The sequence below is a fragment of the Pseudomonas fluvialis genome, from assembly GCF_014207935.1.
Classification (GTDB): domain Bacteria; phylum Pseudomonadota; class Gammaproteobacteria; order Pseudomonadales; family Pseudomonadaceae; genus Aquipseudomonas; species Aquipseudomonas fluvialis_A.
Genome location: NZ_JACHLL010000003.1, coordinates 559,704 through 581,165 on the forward strand (window position 1 = coordinate 559,704; position 21,462 = coordinate 581,165).

Annotated in this window: 15 protein-coding genes; 9 read left to right on the plus strand and 6 right to left on the minus strand. The window is 64.7% G+C overall.

Features of this window, described 5'->3' with window-relative positions; all coding sequences use genetic code 11:
* Positions 1-15: 15 nt before the first annotated feature.
* Positions 16-270 (minus strand): succinate dehydrogenase assembly factor 2, encoded by a 255-nt coding sequence (locus HNP49_RS11620; protein WP_184683393.1) that lies wholly within the window; start codon positions 268-270, stop codon positions 16-18.
* Positions 271-386: 116 nt separating this feature from the next.
* Here HNP49_RS11620 and HNP49_RS11625 point away from each other — a divergent pair, with 116 nt between their 5' ends.
* Entirely contained in the window at positions 387-1,328 is a 942-nt protein-coding gene (locus HNP49_RS11625) for a folate-binding protein YgfZ (protein WP_184683395.1), read from the plus strand.
* Positions 1,329-1,364: 36 nt separating this feature from the next.
* Positions 1,365-2,201: an HDOD domain-containing protein gene (locus HNP49_RS11630; RefSeq protein ID WP_184683397.1), complete on the plus strand. Its 837-nt coding sequence runs from the start codon at positions 1,365-1,367 to the stop codon at positions 2,199-2,201.
* 52 nt (positions 2,202-2,253) lie between these two features.
* On the opposite strand, the gene ung is transcribed toward HNP49_RS11630, so the two are convergent.
* A complete protein-coding gene (ung, locus tag HNP49_RS11635; protein ID WP_184683399.1) occupies positions 2,254-2,946 on the minus strand; it encodes a uracil-DNA glycosylase in 693 nt (230 codons plus the stop codon).
* Between the two features lie 59 nt (positions 2,947-3,005).
* Positions 3,006-3,884, minus strand: coding sequence for an AraC family transcriptional regulator (locus HNP49_RS11640; protein ID WP_184683401.1), 879 nt, complete (start codon positions 3,882-3,884; stop codon positions 3,006-3,008).
* Positions 3,885-4,020: 136 nt separating this feature from the next.
* Here HNP49_RS11640 and HNP49_RS11645 point away from each other — a divergent pair, with 136 nt between their 5' ends.
* The 6 genes from HNP49_RS11645 to mmsB all read left to right on the plus strand — a co-directional run bounded on the left by HNP49_RS11645 (position 4,021) and on the right by mmsB (position 10,959).
* Positions 4,021-5,514, plus strand: coding sequence for a CoA-acylating methylmalonate-semialdehyde dehydrogenase (locus HNP49_RS11645; protein WP_184683403.1), 1,494 nt, complete (start codon positions 4,021-4,023; stop codon positions 5,512-5,514).
* Between the two features lie 142 nt (positions 5,515-5,656).
* Positions 5,657-6,904, plus strand: a complete 1,248-nt coding sequence (locus HNP49_RS11650) for an ABC transporter substrate-binding protein (protein WP_184683405.1) — start codon at positions 5,657-5,659, stop codon at positions 6,902-6,904.
* A gap of 6 nt (positions 6,905-6,910) precedes the next feature.
* A complete protein-coding gene (locus HNP49_RS11655) occupies positions 6,911-8,074 on the plus strand; it encodes an isobutyryl-CoA dehydrogenase (protein WP_184683408.1) in 1,164 nt (387 codons plus the stop codon).
* 14 nt (positions 8,075-8,088) lie between these two features.
* Positions 8,089-8,907: an enoyl-CoA hydratase gene (locus HNP49_RS11660; protein WP_184683411.1), complete on the plus strand. Its 819-nt coding sequence runs from the start codon at positions 8,089-8,091 to the stop codon at positions 8,905-8,907.
* Positions 8,908-8,921: 14 nt separating this feature from the next.
* Positions 8,922-10,025, plus strand: a complete 1,104-nt coding sequence (locus tag HNP49_RS11665) for an enoyl-CoA hydratase/isomerase family protein (protein WP_184683451.1) — start codon at positions 8,922-8,924, stop codon at positions 10,023-10,025.
* Between the two features lie 49 nt (positions 10,026-10,074).
* Entirely contained in the window at positions 10,075-10,959 is an 885-nt protein-coding gene (gene mmsB, locus HNP49_RS11670) for a 3-hydroxyisobutyrate dehydrogenase (protein WP_184683413.1), read from the plus strand.
* Positions 10,960-11,628: 669 nt separating this feature from the next.
* On the opposite strand, the gene HNP49_RS11675 is transcribed toward mmsB, so the two are convergent.
* The 3 genes from HNP49_RS11675 to HNP49_RS11685 are packed head-to-tail and all read right to left on the minus strand — an operon-like array spanning position 11,629 to position 16,538.
* A complete protein-coding gene (locus HNP49_RS11675) occupies positions 11,629-12,966 on the minus strand; it encodes an HlyD family type I secretion periplasmic adaptor subunit (RefSeq protein ID WP_184683415.1) in 1,338 nt (445 codons plus the stop codon).
* Positions 12,967-13,009: 43 nt separating this feature from the next.
* Positions 13,010-15,166 carry a type I secretion system permease/ATPase gene (locus HNP49_RS11680; RefSeq protein WP_184683417.1) on the minus strand — a complete coding sequence of 719 codons (2,157 nt, stop codon included), beginning with the start codon at positions 15,164-15,166 and terminating at the stop codon, positions 13,010-13,012.
* A 28-nt stretch (positions 15,167-15,194) separates the two neighbouring features.
* Positions 15,195-16,538 carry a TolC family outer membrane protein gene (locus tag HNP49_RS11685; protein ID WP_184683419.1) on the minus strand — a complete coding sequence of 448 codons (1,344 nt, stop codon included), beginning with the start codon at positions 16,536-16,538 and terminating at the stop codon, positions 15,195-15,197.
* A gap of 317 nt (positions 16,539-16,855) precedes the next feature.
* Here HNP49_RS11685 and HNP49_RS11690 point away from each other — a divergent pair.
* A partial coding sequence (locus HNP49_RS11690) for a retention module-containing protein (RefSeq protein WP_184683426.1) occupies positions 16,856-21,462 on the plus strand: 4,607 nt, incomplete at its 3' end.

A 21,462-nucleotide genomic window follows, 5' to 3' on the forward strand; every position in this document is an offset into this window, starting at 1 on the left:
CCTGACCGCACAGCGTTACTTAGGCTGCACGCGATCCAGGATCATCTTGACCATGCGTTTGAGGTCAGCATCTTCCGGCTCTTCGCGCTGCATGAACCAGCCGAACATATCCTGATCCTCACACTCCAGCAGCTTGCGATAGCGTGCCTGATCATCGGCATCCAGGGTGGCATAGACCTCCTGGACGAAGGGCACCAGCAACACATCCAGTTCCAGCATGCCGCGACGGCTGTGCCAGTAGAGTCGTTTCAGTTCGGTTTCATCGGCCATAGCGGGGCTCCCATCAGTCGGCGCGCATTATAGCCGCAGCCTTGCCGCTCTAGCGCTGACTTTCCGCGACGGCCTCACTATGATGAACACCTCTACGGGTTCAACAGCGTTATCCCATGACCACATCAGCGTTTTTCTGCCGCCTCGACCACGAAGCCGTGCTGGCGGTACGCGGCCCGGAAGCGGCCAAGTTTCTCCAGGGTCAGCTGACCTGCAACCTCAACTACCTCAGCGCCACCGCCAGCAGCCTCGGCGCTCGCTGCACGCCCAAGGGCCGCATGACCTCCAGTTTCCGCATCCTGCCGGAAACTGACGGCTACCTGCTGGCACTCGACGGCGAACTGCGCGACAGCCAACTGGCCGACCTGAAGAAATACATTGTCTTCTCCAAGGCCACCATTGCCGACGAAAGCGCCGACTGGCAACGCTTCGGCCTGGGCCAATGCGAAGCACTACCGGCGGAGCTAGCAGCCCTGCTGCCGGAAGAAAACGACGCCATCAGGGCCCATGAGCACCTGCTGGCCATCCGACTGCCGGGAGCACGCGCCGAACTCTGGACCCGCGCCGCACAGGCCGACGAACTGCAACAGCAGCTGCGCAGCCTGCTCAGCGAAGGCAGCCTGAACGACTGGCGCCTGGCGCAGATCCGCGCCGGCATCGGCCAGGTCGTTGGCGCCACTCGCGAGCTGTTCATTCCGCAGATGATCAACCTGCAGGCCGTGGGCGGCGTGAGCTTCAAGAAAGGCTGCTACACCGGCCAGGAAATCGTCGCGCGCATGCAGTACCTCGGCAAACTCAAGCGTCGTCTCTACCATCTGAGCCTTACAGGCCCGGCACCTGCCGCCGGCAGCGAGCTGTTCTCGCCGGTGCACAGCAGCTCGGTAGGCGAAGTGGTCATCGCCGCCGACGCAGGCAACGGTCAGTGCGAGCTGCTCGCCGTGCTGCAGGAAGATGCGGTCAACGACGGCCGCATCCACCTGGCCAGCCTCGAAGGCCCGGCACTGCAACTGCTGAAATTGCCCTATACACTCAACGCTGACCAAGAAATCCAGCGCTGACTACACTGAATCAGGCCCTATCACTAAGGATTGCCCATGACCTCTCTCGCCGAAAAAGTTCAGCAGGAACTGATCCAGGCTATCGAGAACGACGAACTGGTCCTGCCGACCCTGCCGGAGGTCGCCCTCAAGGTGCGCGAGGCCGCCGAAGACCCCAATGTCGGCATCGCCGACCTGGCCAAGGTGATCGGCAACGACGCGGCGCTCACCGCGCGCATCATCAAGGTGGTCAACAGCCCGCTGCTGCGCACCAGCAAGGAAATCACCGACCTGCAGATGGCCGTGGGCCGCCTGGGCATCAACTACACCGCCAACCTGGCCACGGGCCTGGCCATGGAGCAGATGTTCCAGGCCACCAGCGATGTGGTCGACAAGAAGATGCGCGAGGTGTGGAACAAAAGCACCGAGATCGCCGGAATCTGCCACGTCCTGTGCAAGCACTACACTCGCCTGCTGCCTGATCAGGCAACCCTGGCCGGCCTGGTCTCGCAGATCGGCATCCTGCCGATCCTTACCTATGCCGAAGACCACAGCGAACTACTGGCCGACTCGATCAGCCTCAACCATGTGATCGAGGCTATTCACCCGATCATCGGCGACAAGATCCTGCGCACCTGGGATTTCCCCGAGCCGATCGCCTGCATTCCCAGCCAGTTTCTCAACTTCCAGCGTAATTCGGCCAAGGCCGATTACGTCGACATTGTTCAGGTCGCCATGCTGCAGAGCTACCTGGGCACCGAGCACCCCTACACCAAGCTGGACTGGTCGACCATTCCGGCCTTCGCCAAGCTGGGCCTCGACCCCAACGTCGACATGAAAGAGGACGAAGACCTCTCCGACGCCATGGAAGCCGCCATGAGCATGCTCCAGTAAGCTGCCCGACCATGAAAAAGCCCGCCGATTGGCGGGCTTTTTCATGCCTGCCTCATAAAGCCGGCAAGCGCCAGTCAATCGGCGTTTTGCCGCGCTGTTCGAGAAACTTGTTGGTACGGCTGAAATGGCCATTACCGAGGAAGCCCCGGTAGGCCGACAGCGGTGATGGATGTGCCGACTTGAGAATCAGATGACGGGTCGGATCGATCAGTTTTTCCTTGCTCTGCGCATGGCTGCCCCAGAGCAGGAACACCACCTCCTCGCACTCGCGGTTGACCGTCTCGATCACCTTGTCGGTAAACGGCCCCCAGCCTTCGGCCGCATGGGAACCGGCACGCGCCTGCTCCACGGTCAGCGAGGTATTGAGCAGCAGCACGCCCTGATCGGCCCAGGACTGCAGGCAGCCATGGGCCGGCAGGTCGATATTCAGATCACGCTGCAGTTCCTTGAAGATATTCACCAGCGAAGGCGGCGCCGGCACGCCCGGCTGTACCGAGAAACACAGACCATGGGCCTGACCCGGGCCGTGATAGGGGTCCTGGCCGATGATCACGACCTTCACCCGGGGCAACGGCGTGGAATTGAGCGCATTGAAGATCAGCGGCCCCGGCGGAAACACCACCTTGCCAGCAGCCTTTTCGCCACGCAGGAACTCACCCAGTTTGAGCATGTAGGGCTTATCAAACTCCTCATGCAAGGCCGCCTTCCAGCTCTCCTCCAGCTTGACCCTGTCCACCGCCGCCATTAACCCATCCCCACCCCGTGTCGTTGATCGCGGCACGCTAGTGAAGGGGCCGCGGCAAGTCAACCGCGATGCAGCGCCCGGTAATGACTTGGGGCCAGGCCCACCACCCGGCGAAACAGCCGCGAGAAGTAGTACGGATCGGCGTAGCCCAGCTGCTCGGCAATCTGCCGCACCTCCAGCTGGCTCTCATCCAGCAGCCGGCAGGCATGGGCCATCTTCATCTGGATAAAGGCCTCGATCGGCGCCTGCCCGGTCAGATCACGGTAGGTCTTGGCGAAATGAAAGCGCGACAGATTGAACGCCGCCGCCAGCTCATCGAGGTTCAGTGTTTCGTGCAGATGGGCACGCAGCAGCGCCTGCACGGCCTCCACATCCAGCAAACGTCCGGAGCGCTGACGCCCGCGCAACGGTGCAATCGCCAGCGCGGTCAGCAGGCTCTGCAACTGATGGGCGGCATGCACGAAGTGCGGCAGGCTGAGGCCCTGACGGCGCACGCCGAGCAGCGCATCGAACTCGCTGAGAAGACGCGGCTGCACTCCGATGCGGCGCACGCCCTGCCCCAGCGGCCTGAGAAACTCGCCAACCAGATCACCGGCGCAGTGCACCCAGTAGATAGTCCAGGGCCGTCCGGCGGCCGCGCCGTAGGCATGCGCCTGACCTCTGGGCAACACCAGCAGATCGCCACCAACCACCTCGAATCGTCCATCTGCCGTTTCCAGCCAGCCTTGCCCGGCTTTGCAGTAGATCAGCAGATCATCCTCCGGCTGGACGCGCTGCATGCCGTGCCCAGCGGCCTCCGGATAGAACCCCAGAGCAATGGGAAAGCAGGCATTACCAAGCGAGTGACGGGACAGCGCGCGGCGCAGACGAGGCGGCGTCACAAAGCGCACACCCTGCGGCGGCAGCGGCCAGTTGGAGGTATCGACCAGTTCAGACATCAGAGCCTCTCGAAGTAATACACCAAGATAGTCCATCCCCCGAACAAGATCGTCAATCCACAGCCCAGCCCTGCGGGGCTATAACGGAGGCATGACAACAACCGGCGGACCAAGAACCGCCTTATCGGAGAGTTCCATGAGCAGCACCCTGCCGCAGCTGATCGACGGGGAGTGGCGCCAGAGCCAGTCCCGCGACACCATCGACGTCACCGACCCGGCCACCCAGGCGGTGATCGCCCGCGCGCCCAAGGCCACGCCCGAGGAAATCGAAGCCGCCGTGACCAGTGCCCGTCAGGCCTTCCTCGCCTGGCGCGAGGTGCCGGCGCCGGAGCGCGCTCGGCTGATGCTGCGCTACCAGCACCTGCTCAAGGAACACCACGACGAGCTGGCCGAGATCCTCGCCCGCGAGACCGGCAAGACCTTCGCCGACGCCAAGGGCGATGTCTGGCGCGGCATCGAGGTGGCCGAGCAGGCTGCCAACATCTGCAGCCTTATGATGGGTGAGACGGTGGAGAACGTCGCCCGCGACATCGACACCGCCAGCTGGATCCAGCCGCTGGGCGTGTGCGTGGGCATCACTCCGTTCAACTTCCCGGCGATGATCCCGCTGTGGATGTTTCCGCTGGCCATCGCCTGCGGCAACACCTTCGTGCTCAAGCCCTCCGAGCAGGACCCGATGACGCCCAACCGCCTGGCGGAGCTGTTCATCGAAGCCGGCGCGCCCAAGGGCGTGCTGCAGGTGCTGCACGGCGGGCGCGAGGTGGTCGATGCGCTGATCACCCACCCGGAGGTGCGCGCCATCTCCTTCGTCGGCTCGGTGGCGGTCGGCCAGCACATCTACCGCACCGGCACCGACCACCTGAAGCGCGTGCAGGCCTTCGCCGGCGCAAAGAACCACATGGTGATCATGCCCGACGCGCCCAAGGACCAGGTGCTGAGCAACCTGGTCGGCGCCAGTTGCGGCGCTGCCGGACAGCGCTGCATGGCGATCAGCGTGGCGGTGTTCGTCGGCGAGTCCAAGGCCTGGATCGGCGAACTGGCCGAGCAGATGGCCGCACTGCGACCTGGTTACTGGAGCGATGCCGGCGCCGCCTACGGCCCGGTGATCAGCCCGCAGGCCAAGGCCCGCGTGCTGGGGCTGATCGCCCAGGGCAAGGCTGAGGGGGCCGAGTGTCTGGTCGACGGCTCGGACTGCACCGTTGAAGGCTACCCCGGCGGCAACTGGGTCGGCCCCACCCTGTTCAGCGGCGTCACCCCGCAGATGGCCATCTACCGCGAGGAAATCTTCGGCCCGGTGCTGGTGTGCATCGAGGTCGAGACCCTGGACGAGGCCATCGCCCTGGTCAACGCCAGTCCCTACGGCAACGGCACCAGCATCTTCACCCGCTCCGGCGGCGCCGCGCGGCACTACCAGCACGCGGTGGAGGTCGGCCAGGTCGGCATCAACGTGCCCATCCCGGTACCGCTGCCATTCTTCTCCTTCACCGGCTGGAAGGGCTCCTTCTATGGCGACCTGCACGCCTACGGCAAGCAGGCGGTGCGCTTCTACACCGAGACAAAGACGGTCACCAGCCGCTGGTTCGACGACAGTCCGGTGAGTGGACCCAACCTGACCATCAGCCTGAAATAACGGGGAACGACACTTTTATCGACGCCGACCTTGATCCTGCTCATGGAAAGCGTCGATCTACGACCAATCGCTAATGCCCTCGCGTCGAAACCGACCGTCACAGTCGGTTCACTGGCCATCACGGCCCGACATGGAGGATGCAATGAAGCGACTGACTGCCACCCTGGCCCTGTGGGCCGGGATCACCGCCTGCGCGCAGGCTGCCGAGCCGATCACCCTCGGTCTCAACTACCCGCGCACCGGCCCGTACAAGGAGGAAGGCTTGGCCCAGATGCGCGGCGCCCTGCTGGCCATCGATGAGCTCAACGCCAAAGGCGGTGTGCTCGGCCGCCCCGTGCGTCTGGAAAGCCGCGACACCGCCTCGCGCCCGGAAAAAGCCGTGAAGAACGTCAACAGCCTCGCCGACCAGGGCGCGGCCATGCTCTTCGGCGGCGCCTCCAGCGCGGTGGCCATCGCCGCCGGCCAGCAGGCCCGCGAGCGCGGCCTGCTGTACTTCGGCACCCTCACCTACTCCAACGACACCACCGGCAAGGATGGCCAGCGCTACCTGTTCCGCGAATGCAACAACGCCTGGATGAGCGCCCGCGCCCTGGGCCAGTACCTGAGCAAGACCCAGCCGGACAGCCGCTACTTCTACGTCACCGCCGACTACACCTGGGGTCTGACCACCGAGAGTTCGCTACGCCAGACCACCGGCAGCACCGACACCGCCCAGCACCCCGGGGTCAAGGTGCCCTTCCCGCGCGCGCGCCAGCGTGACTTTCAGGAAGCCCTGCAACAGGCCGCGCAGAGCCAGGCCCAGGTGCTGGTTCTGGTGCTGTTCGGCGAGGACCTGGTCGACGCCATGCGTATCGCCGACAGCCTGGGTCTGACCGGCAAGCTGCAGATCGTCGCGCCCAACCTCACCCAGGCCATGGTCGAGCAGGCCGGCCCGCTGCTGATGCAGGGCGTGATCGGTACCGAACCCTGGACCTGGCGCGTGCCCGAGCGCGAAGACTCGGCCGCGGGCCAGGCCTTCGTCGAGCAGTTCAGCCAGCGTTTTGGCGTCTACCCCTCCAGCTCCGCCGCCTCGGCCTACAGCATCGTCAGCCAGTGGGCCGACGCCGCCAAGCGCGCCAACAGCCTGGACAGTGAGGCGCTGATCAAGGCCCTGGAAGGCCACCGCTACCGCCTGCTCAAGGGCGAGCAGCAGTGGCGCGCCTTCGACCACCAGAACGTACAGAGCGTCTACGTGGTCAAGGTCAAGCCGCGTAACGAGGTGATGAAAGATCGCCTCAAGCAGGATTACTTCGACATCGTGCATCAACTCGACGGCGAGCAGGCCGCACCAAGCCTGGCCGAATGGCAGGCCGAGCGCCGCGCCGCCGGAAAACCCACCACCTTGCAGTGAGCCCCCATGGATTTCGAACTCAGTGAAGAACAACGCCTGCTGGTCGACAGCGCCCGCGCCTTCGCCGCTGCGGAGCTGACCCCGCACGCCGCCGAGTGGGACCGCGAGCACCATTTTCCGGTGGACGTGATCAAGCGCGCCGCCGAGCAGGGCTACCTGGCCCTGTACCTGCCGGAAGAAGACGGCGGTCTGGGCCTGTCACGGCTGTCGGCTTCACTGATCTTCGAACAGCTGGCCGCCGGCTGCATCGCCACCACGGCCTTCCTGACCATCCACAATATGGCCAGCTGGATGCTCGCCAGCTTTGGCGACCAGGCGCTCAAGGACGCCTGGCTGCCCCGACTGACCAGCGGCCAGCTGCTGGCCTCCTACTGCCTGACCGAGCCGGACGCCGGCTCCGACGCCGCTCACCTGCGCACCCGCGCCCGCCGCGACGGCGACGACTACGTGCTGGACGGCAGCAAGTGCTTTATCTCCGGCGCGGGAAGTACGGATGTCTTGATCGTTATGGCGCGCACCGGCGAGGACGGCGCCAAGGGCATCTCCTGCTTCCTGGTGCCCGGCGACGCGCCCGGGGTGAAGTATGGCCGTAACGAGCTGAAGATGGGCTGGCGCGCGCAGCCGACCCGTACCATCAGCTTCGAGGGCGTGCGCATCCCGGCGGGCAACCGCATCGGTCCGGAGGGCCAGGGCTTCGTCTACGCCATGAAGGGCCTGGACGGCGGCCGCATCAACATCGCCAGCTGCTCGCTGGGCGCCGCCCAGGCCGCGCTGGAGCAGAGCCTGCGCTATGTGGAGGAGCGCAAGCAGTTCGGCAAAGCCCTGGCCGAGTTCCAGGCCCTGCAGTTCAAGCTGGCCGACATGCTCACCGACCTGACGGCCAGCCGGCAGATGGTGCGCCTGGCCGCCGCCAAGCTCGACGCCCGCCACCCCGAGGCCACGCTGTACTGCGCCATGGCCAAGCGCTTCGCCACCGATCACTGCTTCACGGTATGCAACGAGGCCCTGCAGCTGCACGGCGGCTACGGCTACCTCAACGACTACCCGCTGGAACGCTGGGTGCGCGACAGTCGCGTGCACCAGATTCTCGAAGGCACCAATGAAATCATGCGGGTGATCACCGCGCGCCGCCTGCTCGAGCAGGGCGGCATGCTCGATCGCCTGCTGTAAGACAAGGAGACCCCATGAGCACCGCCATCGAAACCTACAAGTCCGGCCCCTTCGACCTGACCCACAAGCTGACCGTGGAAAAGCACGGCCACACCGCGCTGATCACCATCAATCATCCGCCGGCCAACACCTGGGACCGTGACTCGCTGATCGGCCTCAAGCAACTGATCGAGCACCTCAACCACGACGATGACATCTATGCCCTGGTGATCACCGGTCAGGGCAGCAAGTTCTTCTCCGCCGGCGCCGACCTCAACCTGTTCGCCGACGGCGACAAGGCCCGCGCCCGCGAGATGGCCCGTCGCTTCGGCGAAGCCTTCGAGGCGCTGAGCCACTTCCGTGGCGTGTCGATCGCCGCGATCAACGGCTACGCCATGGGCGGCGGGCTGGAGTGCGCGCTGGCCTGCGACATCCGCATCGCCGAGCGCCAGGCGCAGATGGCCCTGCCGGAAGCCGCGGTGGGCCTGCTGCCCTGCGCCGGCGGCACCCAGAACCTGGCCTGGCTGGTGGGCGAAGGCTGGGCCAAGCGCATGATCCTCTGCGGCGAGCGCGTCGATGCCGAGACAGCCCTGCGCATCGGTCTCATCGAGCAGGTGGTCGATACTGGCGAAGCCCGTGGCCATGCCCTGCTGCTGGCCTCCCGCGTCGCGCGGCAGAGCCCGGTGGCGGTGCGCGCGATCAAACCGCTGATCCAGGGTGCCCGCTCCCGCGGACCCAGCACCTGGCTGCCGGAGGAGCGCGAGCGTTTCGTCGATCTGTTCGATGCCGACGACACCCGCGAGGGCGTCAACGCCTTCCTCGAAAAGCGCGATCCCCAATGGCGCAACAAATAAGGGCGGAACAAATGATGAACGTGCACTTCGAGGAACTCATCGCCCCCCACGGCGCGCGCATCGGCGTGGCCACCCTCAACGCCGAGAAGAGCCTCAACGCCCTGAGCCTGCCGATGGTCGAGGCGCTCGACGCCCACCTCAAACGCTGGGCCGAAGACCCGGCCATCGCCTGCGTGCTGCTGCGCGGCGCCGGCCCCAAGGCCTTCTGCGCCGGCGGCGATGTGGTGCAACTGGTGCAGCAGTGCCGCGAGGCACCTGGCACCGTGCCGGAACTGGCCAAGCGCTTCTTCGCCGACGAATACCGCCTGGACCACCGCATCCACACCTACCCCAAGCCGCTGATCTGCTGGGCACACGGCCACGTGCTGGGCGGCGGCATGGGCCTGATGCAGGGTGCCGGCATTCGCATCGTCACCCCCAGCAGCCGGCTGGGCATGCCCGAGGTCAATATCGGCCTGTTCCCGGATGTCGGCGGCAGCTGGTTCCTCGCGCGCCTGCCGGGTCGGCTCGGCCTGTTCCTGGGCCTGACCGCCAGCCCGATCAACGCCCGCGACGCGCTGGACCTGAACCTGGCCGACCGTTTCCTACTCGACGAGCAGCAGGACGCGCTGCTCGACGGCCTGGTGCAGATCAACTGGCAGGAACAACCACAGGCGCAACTACTCAGCCTGCTCCAGGCCCTGGAGCACGAGGCCCGCAGCCAGTTGCCCGAAGCCCAGTGGCTGCCGCGCCGGGCACGTCTCGACGCGCTGCTGGATGTACCCGACCTGCCCAGCGCCTGGCATGCCCTGCTCTCCCTCCGCGAGGACGACGACGGCCTGCTGGCCCGCGCGGCCAAGACGGTCGCCGGCGGCTGCCCGCTGACCGGCCACCTGGTGTGGGAGCAAATTCGCCGCGCCCGCCACCTGTCGCTGGGCGAGGTGTTCCGCCTGGAGTACGCCATGGCGCTGAACTGCTGCCGCCACCCGGAATTCCCCGAGGGCGTGCGTGCCCGGCTGATCGACAAGGACCACCAGCCCCGCTGGCACTGGCCTGACGTGGCGCATATCCCGCCGGCGGCCATCGAGGCGCACTTCCACCCGGCGTGGGACGGCACACACCCGCTAGCCGATCTCTGATCCCAGAGACCACTCGCACCTGCCACCTGTCGCAACAAGGAGAACAACAATGACGACAATCGCCTTTATCGGCCTTGGCCACATGGGCCTGCCCATGGCCCGCAACCTGCTGAAAGCCGGCTTCGCCCTGCGCGTATTCGACCTGGTGCAGAGCACCGTCGACAGCCTGGCAATCGAGGGGGCCACAGCGGCCGCCAGCGCCGCCGAGGCGGTGGCCGGAGCCGAGGTGGTGGTGTCCATGCTGCCGGCCAGCCGTCATGTCGAGGGCCTGTATCTGGGCAACAGCAGTCTGATGGCGCAGATCGCCCCCGGCAGCCTGGTGCTGGAATGCTCGACCATCGCCCCGGAGTCGGCGCGCAAGGTCCACGCCGCCGCCAGCGCGCGCGGCGTCGCCATGCTCGATGCGCCGGTATCCGGTGGCACCGCCGGCGCGGCGGCTGGCACCCTGACCTTTATGGTCGGCGGGCAGGCCGAGACACTGGAGCGCGCCCGCCCGGTGCTGTCCGCCATGGGCAAGAACCTGTTCCACGCCGGCCCCGACGGCGCCGGCCAGGTGGCCAAGGTGTGCAACAACCAGTTGCTGGCGGTGCAGATGATCGGCACCGCCGAGGCCCTGGCGCTTGGCGTGGCCAATGGCCTGGACGCGGCCACCCTGGCCGAGATCATGCGCCAGAGCTCGGGCGGCAACTGGGTGCTGGAGAAGTACAACCCCTGGCCGGGGGTGATGGAGAATGCCCCGGCGTCCAAGGGCTACTCCGGCGGCTTTATGAGCCAGCTGATGGCCAAGGACCTGGGGCTGGCCCAGGAAGCGGCCCAACTCACCGCCAGCAGCACGCCGATGGGCGCCCTGGCTCTGCAGCTGTACCGCCTGCTGCTCAAGCAGGGGCATGGCGAGCTGGACTTCTCGGCAGTACAAAAGCTGTTTGTTGAGTAACCTTTCAAGACACGGAAAGCCACGGTCTGCTTGGGTATTGCGAGGTTTGGTTGGCTTCTTTGGCCGAAGCCTGGCCATTTGCTGCGCTGGCTGAGGGTTCTGATTTCGCCCTTTCCGGGCGAGTTTCTTTCTCTTGCCTGGCCAAGAGAAAGAAACCAAAGAGAAGGCCACCCCGACATCCGGGTCGCGCTGCGCGCGACTTCCCTCCCTCCGGTGATGCTTCGGGGGCCGGCATACACGGGACTTCCCTGTCCCGTTATGCCTCTCGCGGCCATCCGGGCCGCTCGTCCCCCTACGCAACACCTCCACTCGGCCTCCTGACGGGGACTCGGCTCAGAGTTGCCTGATCTGTTCTTGCCTTTGATTTCGCTTCTTTTGCACGGTCTGGCAGGCCGCACTGAATGCCCCTTGAGGAGGGCGAACGGAGTCGTTGCGTAGAGGGGCAAGCGGCCTGGACGGCCGCTTGAGGCGTAAAGGTCCAGGGACGGACCTTGTACGCCGGCCCTTAGAGCAGCGATGGAGTGAGCGGACCCTGCGCGCAGCGCAGGGCCGGATGAAGGGGTGTGTTTCTTTGCTTACTTTATTTGCACAAGCAAAGAAAGTGAGTCGCCCGGCAAGGGCGAAACCAAAGCCCGCAACCAGCGCGAAAAGCGGTTGAGCACCGAGCGTCTAGCGCTCCCTCAACGCCTCAGACTGCGCCCGCAGAATAGGCTTGAGCAGGTACGACAACACGCTCTTCTTGCCGGTGATGATGTCAACCGACGCCACCATGCCGGGAATGATCAGCAGCGGATTCTTCTCGGTGCCCAGATGGCTCTTCTCCGTGCGCAGCTGGATCACGTAGAAGCTGTTGCCTTCCTCGTCGGTGATGCTGTCGGCACCGATATTGACCAGCTTGGCCTTGAGCCCGCCGTAGATGGTGTAGTCATAGGCCGTGAACTTGACCACCGCCTCCTGGCCCGGATGGAGGAAGGCGATGTCCTGGGGACGAATGCGCGCCTCCACCAACAGGTGATCGTCCAGCGGCACCACCTCGACCATATCGCTGCCCGGCTGGATCACTCCGCCGATGGTGTTGACCAGCAGCTGCTTGACGATGCCGCGCACCGGTGAGATCACCAGGGTACGCTTGACCCGATCCTCCAGCGCCTTGCCGGTGGCCTGGATCTTGTTCAGTTCGGTGCTCACCTCATTGAGCTGGGTCAGCGCCTCGCTCCGAAAGCGCGAGCGGGTTTCCTCGATCTTGCGCTGCACCTCGACAATCGCCGACTCCGCACGCGGAATCGCCAGCCCGGTGGCTTCCAGCTCGCCCTGGCTTTCCACTTCGGCACGCTTGAGGCGCAACACTTCCACCTGGGAAATCGCGCCCTCGGCCACCAGCGGCTCGGACATGCGGATTTCCTGACGCAGCAGGTTGAGACTGTTGCGCACCTGTCCCTGCTTGGACTGGAACTCGCGCAGCTCCTGCTGCCGCTGTACCAGTTGCTCCTCCAGACCGGCCACCTCATCGGTTAGCTGCTGCTGGCGGCTGGTAAACAGCTCGCGCTCGCTGTCGGCCAGGCCCGGCGCCTTTTCCTGCACCTCCGCCGGCACTGCCAGCTCACGGCCGTCAACCTCGGCGCGCAGACGCTCGACCTGCATCAGCAACGACAGGCGGTCAGCCTCGGTCTCGCCGACATTCGAGGCGAAGCGCGTGTCATCCAGGCGCAGCAGGGCATCGCCCTTTTCCACCAGTTGCCCCTCGCGGACAAACAGCTCGGCGACGATGCCACCTTCCAGGTTCTGGATCTTCTGCAGTTTGGATGAAGGAATCGCCTTGCCATCTCCGCGGGTGACCTCGTCGACCACGGCGAAATGCGCCCACAGCAGAGCGAACAGGAAAAAGCCGACCAGTGCCCAGATCGTCAGACGCACCACGCGCGGGGCATCTTCTACCAGAGCCTTGCTGACTTCCGGCAGCGGTTCGTCGCCAAGCGGGTCGCCGGCGCCGAAGTAGGCACGCAGCACTTCGCGCCACCTCTGCAGAAACGATTTATGACCCTGAAACGATTTAGCTGACACTGATCTGTCCCCGCTTCAAGGCATCCATGACCGACTCTTTCGGGCCGTCGGCAATAATCTGCCCGCGATCGATGATCACCAGACGATCCACCAGGCTGAGCATGGACGCGCGGTGGGTCACCAGCAGCAGAGTCTTGTTGGCCAGCAGGGACTGCAGGCGCTGCTTGAGGCGCTCCTCGCCGGTGTTGTCCATCGAGCTGGTGGGCTCGTCCAGCAGCAGGATCGGCGGATCGAGCAGCAGCGCGCGGGCCAAGGCCACGTTCTGCCGCTGACCGCCGGAAAGATTCTGTCCGCGCTCACCCACCTGCATTTCGTAGCCTTCCGGGTGCAGCCGGGCAAACTCGTGCACCCCGGCCAGCTCGGCGGCCTGCAGCACCAGATCGTCCTCGACATAGCGCGCGCCGCTGACCAGGTTGTCGCGCAGGGTGCCGGCAAACAGCTGGATATCCTGCGGCACGTAACCGATGTTGTGGCGCAGGTCGCTGACGTCCAGCTGCCGGCTGTCGATGCCGTCGACCAGCAGGCTGCCGGCCTCGGGCTGGTAGAGGCCGACGATCAGCTTGGCCAGGGAGCTTTTGCCCGAGCCGCTGCGGCCGATGATGCCGATCTTCTCGCCCGGCCGGACCACCAGATTGATGCCCCTGAGCGCCGCCTGCTGCTGGTTCGGGTAGCTGAAATCGACCTTGCGGAACTCGATGGCGCCCTGCAGGTTCTGGCGCTTGAGCGGGCGCTCGTCCTCTACCCGCTCCTGCGGCAGGGCCATCATCTGCTCGACGTTGGTCATGGTCAGCTTGGCCTGCTGGTAACGGGTCAGCAGCCCGGACATCTGGGTCAGCGGACCGAGCGCACGGCCATTGAGCATGTAGCAGGCAATCAGGCCACCCATGCTGAGATCACCGGCGATGATCAGGTAGACGCCCAGCACGATCATCAGTACGCCGGCCATCTGCTGCAGCAGCAGGGTCAGGTTCATCGCCAGACTGGAGAGCATCTTCACCCGCAGCTCCAGACGGCTGAGGGTGCCAATGGTCTGCTCCCACAGGTACTGGCGCTCGCTCTCGGCGTTGTTGACCTTGACCGCATCAAGGCCGGCAAGCGTCTCGATCAGGCTCGACTGGCGCTCGGCGGACAGCGCCAGGGTGCGGTCGATGGTTTCCACCAGCGGTTTCTGCAGCGCCCAGTTGATGGCGAACGCCAGCGGGAAGGCCAGCAGCGGAATCCACGCCAGGTGCCCGCCAATCAGGGCAATGACCAGCAGGACCAGCAGGGTGAACGGCAGGTCGATCACGCTCGCCAGGGTCAGCGAGGCGAGAAAATCACGCAGACTCTGAAACTCGTGAATGTTCTGGGCAAAGCTGCCAACCCGCGCCGGACGGTGCTTCATGGCCATGCCGACGATGCGCTCGAACAGCGTGGCGGAGATGATCAGGTCGGTCTTCTTGCCGGCCAGGTCGAGGCAAAGGCCGCGCAGGGTCTTGAGCAGCAGGTCGAAGAAGAATGCGCCACTGATACCGATGGCCAGCACCCACAACGTGGCTTCGGCCTGGTTGGGCACCACGCGATCGTAGACGTTCATGGTGAACAGCGGCACCAGCAGACCGATCACGTTGATCAGCAGGCTGGCGGCCACCGCGTCGATGTACAGCCAGCGCGAGCGCAGCAGGGTGTCGCGGAACCAGCGCTGGGTGCGCGGAATCAGCTCGCCACGACCCAGATCGAGCTTGTGCTGCGGCTGGGCGAAGAACACCTCACCGCTGTAGTCGGCTTCCAGCAGTTCGGCTGCGACCGTGACCTCGCCGCCTTCGGTCTCGCTGGGCATGATGCGCGCCCGGCCATCGTCCTCCCAGGCCAGCAGGATGGCGCAGCGCCCCCCCTTGAGCAGGAGCATCGCCGGCAGAGCCAGTGCCGGGATCTGCTTGAGGCCACGACGCAGCCAGCGCCCCTGCAAACCGCCACGCGCAGCTGCACGTGGCAGCAACTCGGCCGTCAGACGCTGCTCGGGCAGCGGCAGACCGGCAGTGAGCATGGCCCGGCTGACCGATTTCTGGTGCAGAGCACACAGCGACAGCAGACTGTCCAGTAGCGGATCATCGTAGCGATCACGCGGATCGCTGGTGGGTAGCGCTTGACTGGTTTCGGCGGTCACTCGGTCATTCCCGGGCAGTAAGGGGCGATCAGTTCAGTCCTGGCAATTGCGCCTGACTCTTGACCTCGTCCAGCGCGTTAGCGGCCATCGGTGCCACTACGCCCTGACTCTTGAGCAAGGTGCCCATGGTGGCCTTGATCCGGTACTGGGTAAACAGCTCGATGAATTTCACTTCCTGCAGACGGCGTTGAGCGGTGAACAATTCATTCTCACTGTCGAGCAGATCGAGCAGGCTGCGCTCGCCCAGGGTGAACTGCTTCTGGTAGGACGTACGCACCTTGCTGCTGTAATCCACATACTCTTCGGCGATCGGCAGCTGGGCGCGGGCGTTGTCCCAGGCGTTCCAGGCCAGGCCGAGGTCTTCATTCAATACGCGCAGGGCGTTGTTGCGAATATCCATGGCCTCGTTGATCTGGTACGACTTGGCTTCAAGATCGGCCTTGTTGCTGCCACCGGCAAACAGGTTGTAGCGCATGCGCAGCATGGCCTGCCAGTCGTTATTGTGGCCCGGATCACCATCCAGGTTGTTGTCGGCACTGCGCGACAGTTCGGCATCGAAGCGCGGATAGAAGGCCGATTTGGCCGCCTGGTACTGCTGCTCGGTGGCCTGCACATCGGCCTCGGCCGAACGCAGCAGCGGGTTATCCTCGATCATCTGCCGGCGGGCCTGCTCGACACTCTCCGGCAGCTGGCCGACCAGCCCAACCGGTGCACTCAAGCCTTCCGGCGCATTGCCAACCAGGCTCAGGTAGTTGACCTGGGCATCATTGAAGTTCACTTCCTCGGTCAGCAGGTTGTTGCGGGCCTGGGCCAGACGCGCCTCGGCCTGATCGAGGTCGGCCATGCGGCCAACACCCTGCTGGCTGCGCAGACGGATCTGGTCGTAGATGCGCTCGTGACTGCGCAGGTTGTCCTTGGCCAGACGGACCAGTTCTTCACGCTTGAGCACATTGAGGTAGGCATTGACCACATCAAGGCCGGTGCGCTCGGCAGTGCCCAGCAGCGAATACGCACGCGAGTTGACCGTGGCACGCTGGCGGCCGACCTCGCTGGAGGTGGCAAAGCCGTCGAAGATCATCTGCTGCAGCCGTACGCTGGACTCGCCACGGGTCAGGGTCTGAAAGCCATGCTCGTCCGTACGGGTACCGGGACTGTCAGTCCCCTCACGGCCATAACCGCCCAGCAGGTCAACACTCGGCAGGTAGCCGCCCTTGGCTGCCTGCAGATTGGCATCGGCGCTCAGGCGACTGTTGACCCCGGCGCTCACCTCCGGATGCACCTCCAGGGCGCGTTGCATGGCTTCTTGCAGGGTCTGGGCCGAAACTGCCGCACTGGCCAGCATCAGCAGAGAAAAAGACAGGGAGCGGCGCATCGGAATGTCGAATCCTTATAGACAGAAGTCAAATCGCGGCGGGCCAAGGCCCGCTAGGCTGATCAATGGCAAGTGGCTTAATGGCGCGTGACGGTGAACAGTCGTCAACTGATATCAAAGTGACATCAACCCGGCGAATTGTTTATGATCGGCTTAAGCCGGTCAATAGTTTGGCACAGCCTTTATAGCTAATTGAAATAAGCCATAAAAGTGACGGCATTAATTTGTCCGCCACCTATTCACCCAGCCGTGCCGGAACAGTACCCTAGCAAAGCTGTGACACAGTCTACAAAACTAAATGGATTCGGAGTGAGCGAATGAGCAGCGTGGTTGCCATCATCAAAAGCGTCATCGGTCAGGTATTTGCCGTATCCATTGAAGGTATTCAGCGTCAGATCTTTGAAGGCGACCGCCTGCTGCAGGGCGAACAACTGCTGACCGGCAACCTCGGCGCCGTCACTCTGCAGACCACCGATGGCAAAGCCATCGAACTGGGCAACAACCAGCAATGGCCGCTGCGTGAAGAAGAGGCCAAACAGCAGGACGTCGACGAGGACGCCTCGGTCGAAGAGCTGCAGCAGGCCATTACTGCCGGCGTCGACCCCTCTGCAGAAATGGATGACACCGCCGCCGGCCCGGCCGCCGCTGGCGGGTCTGGTGGAGGTAGCTTCGGCGGTGGCCACAGCTTTGTCATGCTCGACGCCACCAACCAGCAACTACAGGCCGAGGTTGGCTATACCACCGGCACCCCAGGCGAACTGGCCACGGCGCAAGGCGTCGAGCAGGAGCGCAACGACAATCCGCGCACGCCACAGGAACTGGACCCGGTCGCCCCGACCCTGGTCATCAGTAGCGAAGCGCAATCCCTGCTGATCGGTCAATCGACGCAAATTCGCTTCAGTTTCAGTGAAAGCGTGCAGGGTTTCAGCGCCGCCGATATAGCCAGCAGCGGCGGCACCATCAGTGATCTGGTGCAGATCGATGCCACCACCTGGGTCGCCACCTTCACCCGCGGCACCAGCGGCGCTCCCGGCATTAGCGTGCCGGCTGGCAGCTATACCGACCTGGTCGGCAATCCTGGCATTGCAGGCAGTCTTGCCATCAACGGAGCGCCGCAAGCCAGCGACAGCACCGCCAGCACCGGCGAGAACGCCGTGCTCAACGGCAACGTGCCCGCCGCCAGCGATGTCGACGGCACGATCAGCCGCTACACGCTGATCACAGGCCCTGGCGCCGGCAACCTGACGTTCAATGCCGACGGCAGTTACAGCTTTGATCCGGGCAGCGCGTTTGACGACCTCCCGGTCGGCGCCAGCCGCGAAGTAACCTTCAGCTACACCGTCACCGACAACAGCGGCGCCGTCAGTGTTCCGGCCAGCGTGACCATCACCGTCACCGGCACCAACGATGCACCGGTGGCCCAGGCTGCCAGCGTCAGCGTCGCCGAAGACGCCGCGCTGCTCTCCGGCTCCGTGGTCGCCACCGATGTCGATGCCAACGCCACCCTCAGCTTTGCGCTCAATGGCACGGCTCCGGCCGGTCTGACCTTCAACAGCGATGGCAGCTACAGCTTCAACGCCGCCGACAGCGCCTACCAGAGCCTGGGCGTCGGCCAGTCCGCCGTGCTGACCATTCCCTACACCGTCACCGACGATCAGGGCGCCACCTCCAGCGCCAACCTGGTCATCACCGTCACCGGCACCAACGATGCACCGGTGGCCCAGGCTGCCAGCGTCAGCGTCGCCGAAGACGCCGCCCTGCTCTCCGGATCCGTGGTCGCCACCGATGTCGATGCCAACGCCACCCTCAGCTATGCGCTGAACAACGCTGCTCCGGCTGGTCTGACCTTCAACAGCGACGGTAGCTACAGCTTCAACGCCGCCGACAGCGCCTACCAGAGCCTGGGCGTCGGCCAGTCCGCCACGCTGACCATTCCGTACACCGTCACCGACGATCAGGGCGGGACCTCGACCGCCAACCTGGTCATCACCGTCACCGGCACCAACGATGCGCCGGTGGCTCAGGCTGCCAGCGTCAGCGTCGCCGAAGACGCCGCCCTGCTCTCCGGCTCCGTGGTCGCCACCGATGTCGATGCCAACGCCACCCTCAACTATGCGCTGAACAACGCCGCTCCGGCCGGTCTGACCTTCAACAGCGACGGCAGCTACAGCTTCAACGCGGCCGACAGCGCCTACCAGAGCCTGGGCGTCGGCCAGTCCGCCACGCTGACCATTCCGTACACCGTCACCGATGATCAGGGCGCCACCTCGACCGCCAACCTGGTGATCACCGTCACCGGCACCAACGATGCACCGGTGGCCCAGGCTGCCAGCGTCAGCGTCGCCGAAGACGCCGCGCTGCTCTCCGGCTCCGTGGTCGCCACCGATGTCGATGCCAACGCCACCCTCAGCTATGCGCTGAACAACGCCGCTCCGGCTGGTCTGACCTTCAACAGCGACGGCAGCTACAGCTTCAACGCGGCCAACAGCGCCTACCAGAGCCTGGGCGTCGGCCAGTCCGCCACGCTGACCATTCCGTACACCGTCACCGATGATCAGGGCGCGACCTCGACCGCCAACCTGGTGATCACCGTCACCGGCACCAACGATGCGCCGGTGGCCCAGGCCGCCAGCGTCAGCGTCGCCGAAGACGCCGCCCTGCTCTCCGGCTCCGTGGTCGCCACCGATGTCGATGCCAACGCCACCCTCAGCTATGCGCTGAACAACGCCGCTCCGGCTGGTCTGACCTTCAACAGCGACGGTAGCTACAGCTTCAACGCCGCCGACAGCGCCTACCAGAGCCTGGGCGTCGGCCAGTCCGCCGTGCTGACCATTCCGTACACCGTCACCGACGATCAGGGCGCGACCTCGACCGCCAACCTGGTGATCACCGTCACCGGCACCAACGATGCGCCGGTGGCCCAGGCCGCCAGCGTCAGCGTCGCCGAAGACGCCGCCCTGCTCTCCGGCTCCGTGGTCGCCACCGATGTCGATGCCAACGCCACCCTCAGCTATGCGCTGAACAACGCCGCTCCGGCTGGTCTGACCTTCAACAGCGACGGTAGCTACAGCTTCAACGCGGCCGACAGCGCCTACCAGAGCCTGGGCGTCGGCCAGTCCGCCGTGCTGACCATTCCGTACACCGTCACCGACGATCAGGGCGCGACCTCGACCGCCAACCTGGTGATCACCGTCACCGGCACCAACGATCTGTCCGTCATCAGTTCGGCCAGCGTCAACCTGATCGAAAGCAATGCCAGCCTTAACACCGGCGGCACCCTCAGCATCAGCGATGTTGATGGCCCAGCACCGAGCTTCAACCCCATAAGCAACGCAGCTGGCAGCGGTGGCTATGGCCTGTTCAAACTTGGCAGCGATGGCCTGTGGAGCTACACGACAACCGGCCCACTCAACCAGCTTGTTGCCGGCCAAACTTACACCGACACCCTTACCGTGACGGCAACGGACGGCAGCACCGGAACCATCACGGTCAGCATTCTCGGCACCAATGATGCCCCGGCGCTGGGCGGTGTCAGAACCAGCTTTACCTACAGCGAATCTGCAGCATCTGGCATTACCCGCACGCTGCTCGATAGCAGCGTAACGCTGACTGACATTGATTCGAGCAACTTCGATGGTGGTAGTGTCGTCGTCACCATTGGCAATGGTATTGCCAGCCAAGATGAACTGACGGTGCTCAACCAGGGCACAGCCAGCGGGCAGATCAGCGTGGCTGGCAGCGATGTGTTCTACAACTTCGGCAGCGGTGCAATCTCGATCGGCACCATCAGTGGAGGCACTGCAGGCATACCGCTGACCATCAGCCTCAACGGCAATGCGACGCCTGTCGCCGTGGACGCACTCGTACAGCGGATTGCCTATGGCAACTCGTCGCAACTGCCCGATACCACGCCACGCACCATCAGCATCACCGTCAACGACGGTGACGGCACCGCCAATGGTGGCAGCAGTTCAGTGACGCAGAACATCACCATGAGCGTAGCCTCGGTGAACGATGCTCCGACCTTCAGTAACCTGAGCGGCACCCGCACCTTCACCGAGGGCGGTAGCGCCGTGGTGCTGGACAGCAACGCATCGCTTGGTGATCGCGAGCTGGCCACCCTGGCCGACTTCGGCGGTGCCAGCCTGACCCTCAGCCGCCGTGGCGGCGCAAACGGTGACGACGACTTCACCGGCACAGGCAGCCTGACCCTGAGCGCTGGCGAAGTTCGCCTTGGCGGAGTTCTGGTCGGCAGCTACGACCAGACTGCCATGGCCAACGGCACCCTGCAGATCACCTTCAACAGCGGCACCAGCAACGCCCAGGCCAACAGCGTACTGAGCCAGATCGCTTACAGTAATGGCAGCGATGCGCCGCCGGCCTCGGTCATCGTCGATTACGTACTCAACGACAACAACAGCGGCGCTCAGGGCAGCGGTGGGGCCAAAACGGCAACCGGCTCCGTGACCATAAACATCACCCCGGTCAACGATGCACCGGTAGCAGGTAATCAATCCAACAACATCCTCGAAGATGCTCCGTTCAACGGCCAGGTTATTGCCTCCGATGTCGATGGTGGCACCCTCAGCTACAGCCTTGTGTCCGGCACAAGCAACGGCAGCGTAACCCTCGACACCAGCACGGGGGCCTTTGTCTACACGCCAAACCCCGGCTACAACGGTGCCGACAGCTTCACCGTGCAGGTCAGCGACGGCCGAGGTGGGGTCGTCAACAGTGTGATCAACATTAACGTCACGCCTTTCAACGACGCGCCGGTGCTCAGCCTCACCACCCCGGCCACCCCGGTCGAGGGCAATGCTGCCGTGGGCGATCTGATCAGCACCGCCAGCGCCACCGACGAAGACACCCCGGCCAGCGGCCTGAGCTTCAGCCTCACCAACAACCCGGGTGGCGTGTACGCCAT

Bases quoted from the DNA above. Each gene is read 5' to 3' on its own strand.
- HNP49_RS11625 (WP_184683395.1), top strand. From the start codon at position 387: ATGACCACATCAGCGTTTTTCTGCCGCCTCGACCACGAAGCCGTGCTG.
- mmsB (WP_184683413.1), top strand. From the start codon at position 10,075: ATGACGACAATCGCCTTTATCGGCCTTGGCCACATGGGCCTGCCCATG.
- HNP49_RS11620 (WP_184683393.1), bottom strand. From the start codon at position 270: ATGGCCGATGAAACCGAACTGAAACGACTCTACTGGCACAGCCGTCGC.
- HNP49_RS11665 (WP_184683451.1), top strand. From the start codon at position 8,922: ATGAACGTGCACTTCGAGGAACTCATCGCCCCCCACGGCGCGCGCATC.
- HNP49_RS11685 (WP_184683419.1), bottom strand. From the start codon at position 16,538: ATGCGCCGCTCCCTGTCTTTTTCTCTGCTGATGCTGGCCAGTGCGGCA.
- HNP49_RS11640 (WP_184683401.1), bottom strand. From the start codon at position 3,884: ATGTCTGAACTGGTCGATACCTCCAACTGGCCGCTGCCGCCGCAGGGT.
- HNP49_RS11650 (WP_184683405.1), top strand. From the start codon at position 5,657: ATGAAGCGACTGACTGCCACCCTGGCCCTGTGGGCCGGGATCACCGCC.
- ung (WP_184683399.1), bottom strand. From the start codon at position 2,946: ATGGCGGCGGTGGACAGGGTCAAGCTGGAGGAGAGCTGGAAGGCGGCC.
- HNP49_RS11655 (WP_184683408.1), top strand. From the start codon at position 6,911: ATGGATTTCGAACTCAGTGAAGAACAACGCCTGCTGGTCGACAGCGCC.
- HNP49_RS11660 (WP_184683411.1), top strand. From the start codon at position 8,089: ATGAGCACCGCCATCGAAACCTACAAGTCCGGCCCCTTCGACCTGACC.
- HNP49_RS11630 (WP_184683397.1), top strand. From the start codon at position 1,365: ATGACCTCTCTCGCCGAAAAAGTTCAGCAGGAACTGATCCAGGCTATC.
- HNP49_RS11645 (WP_184683403.1), top strand. From the start codon at position 4,021: ATGAGCAGCACCCTGCCGCAGCTGATCGACGGGGAGTGGCGCCAGAGC.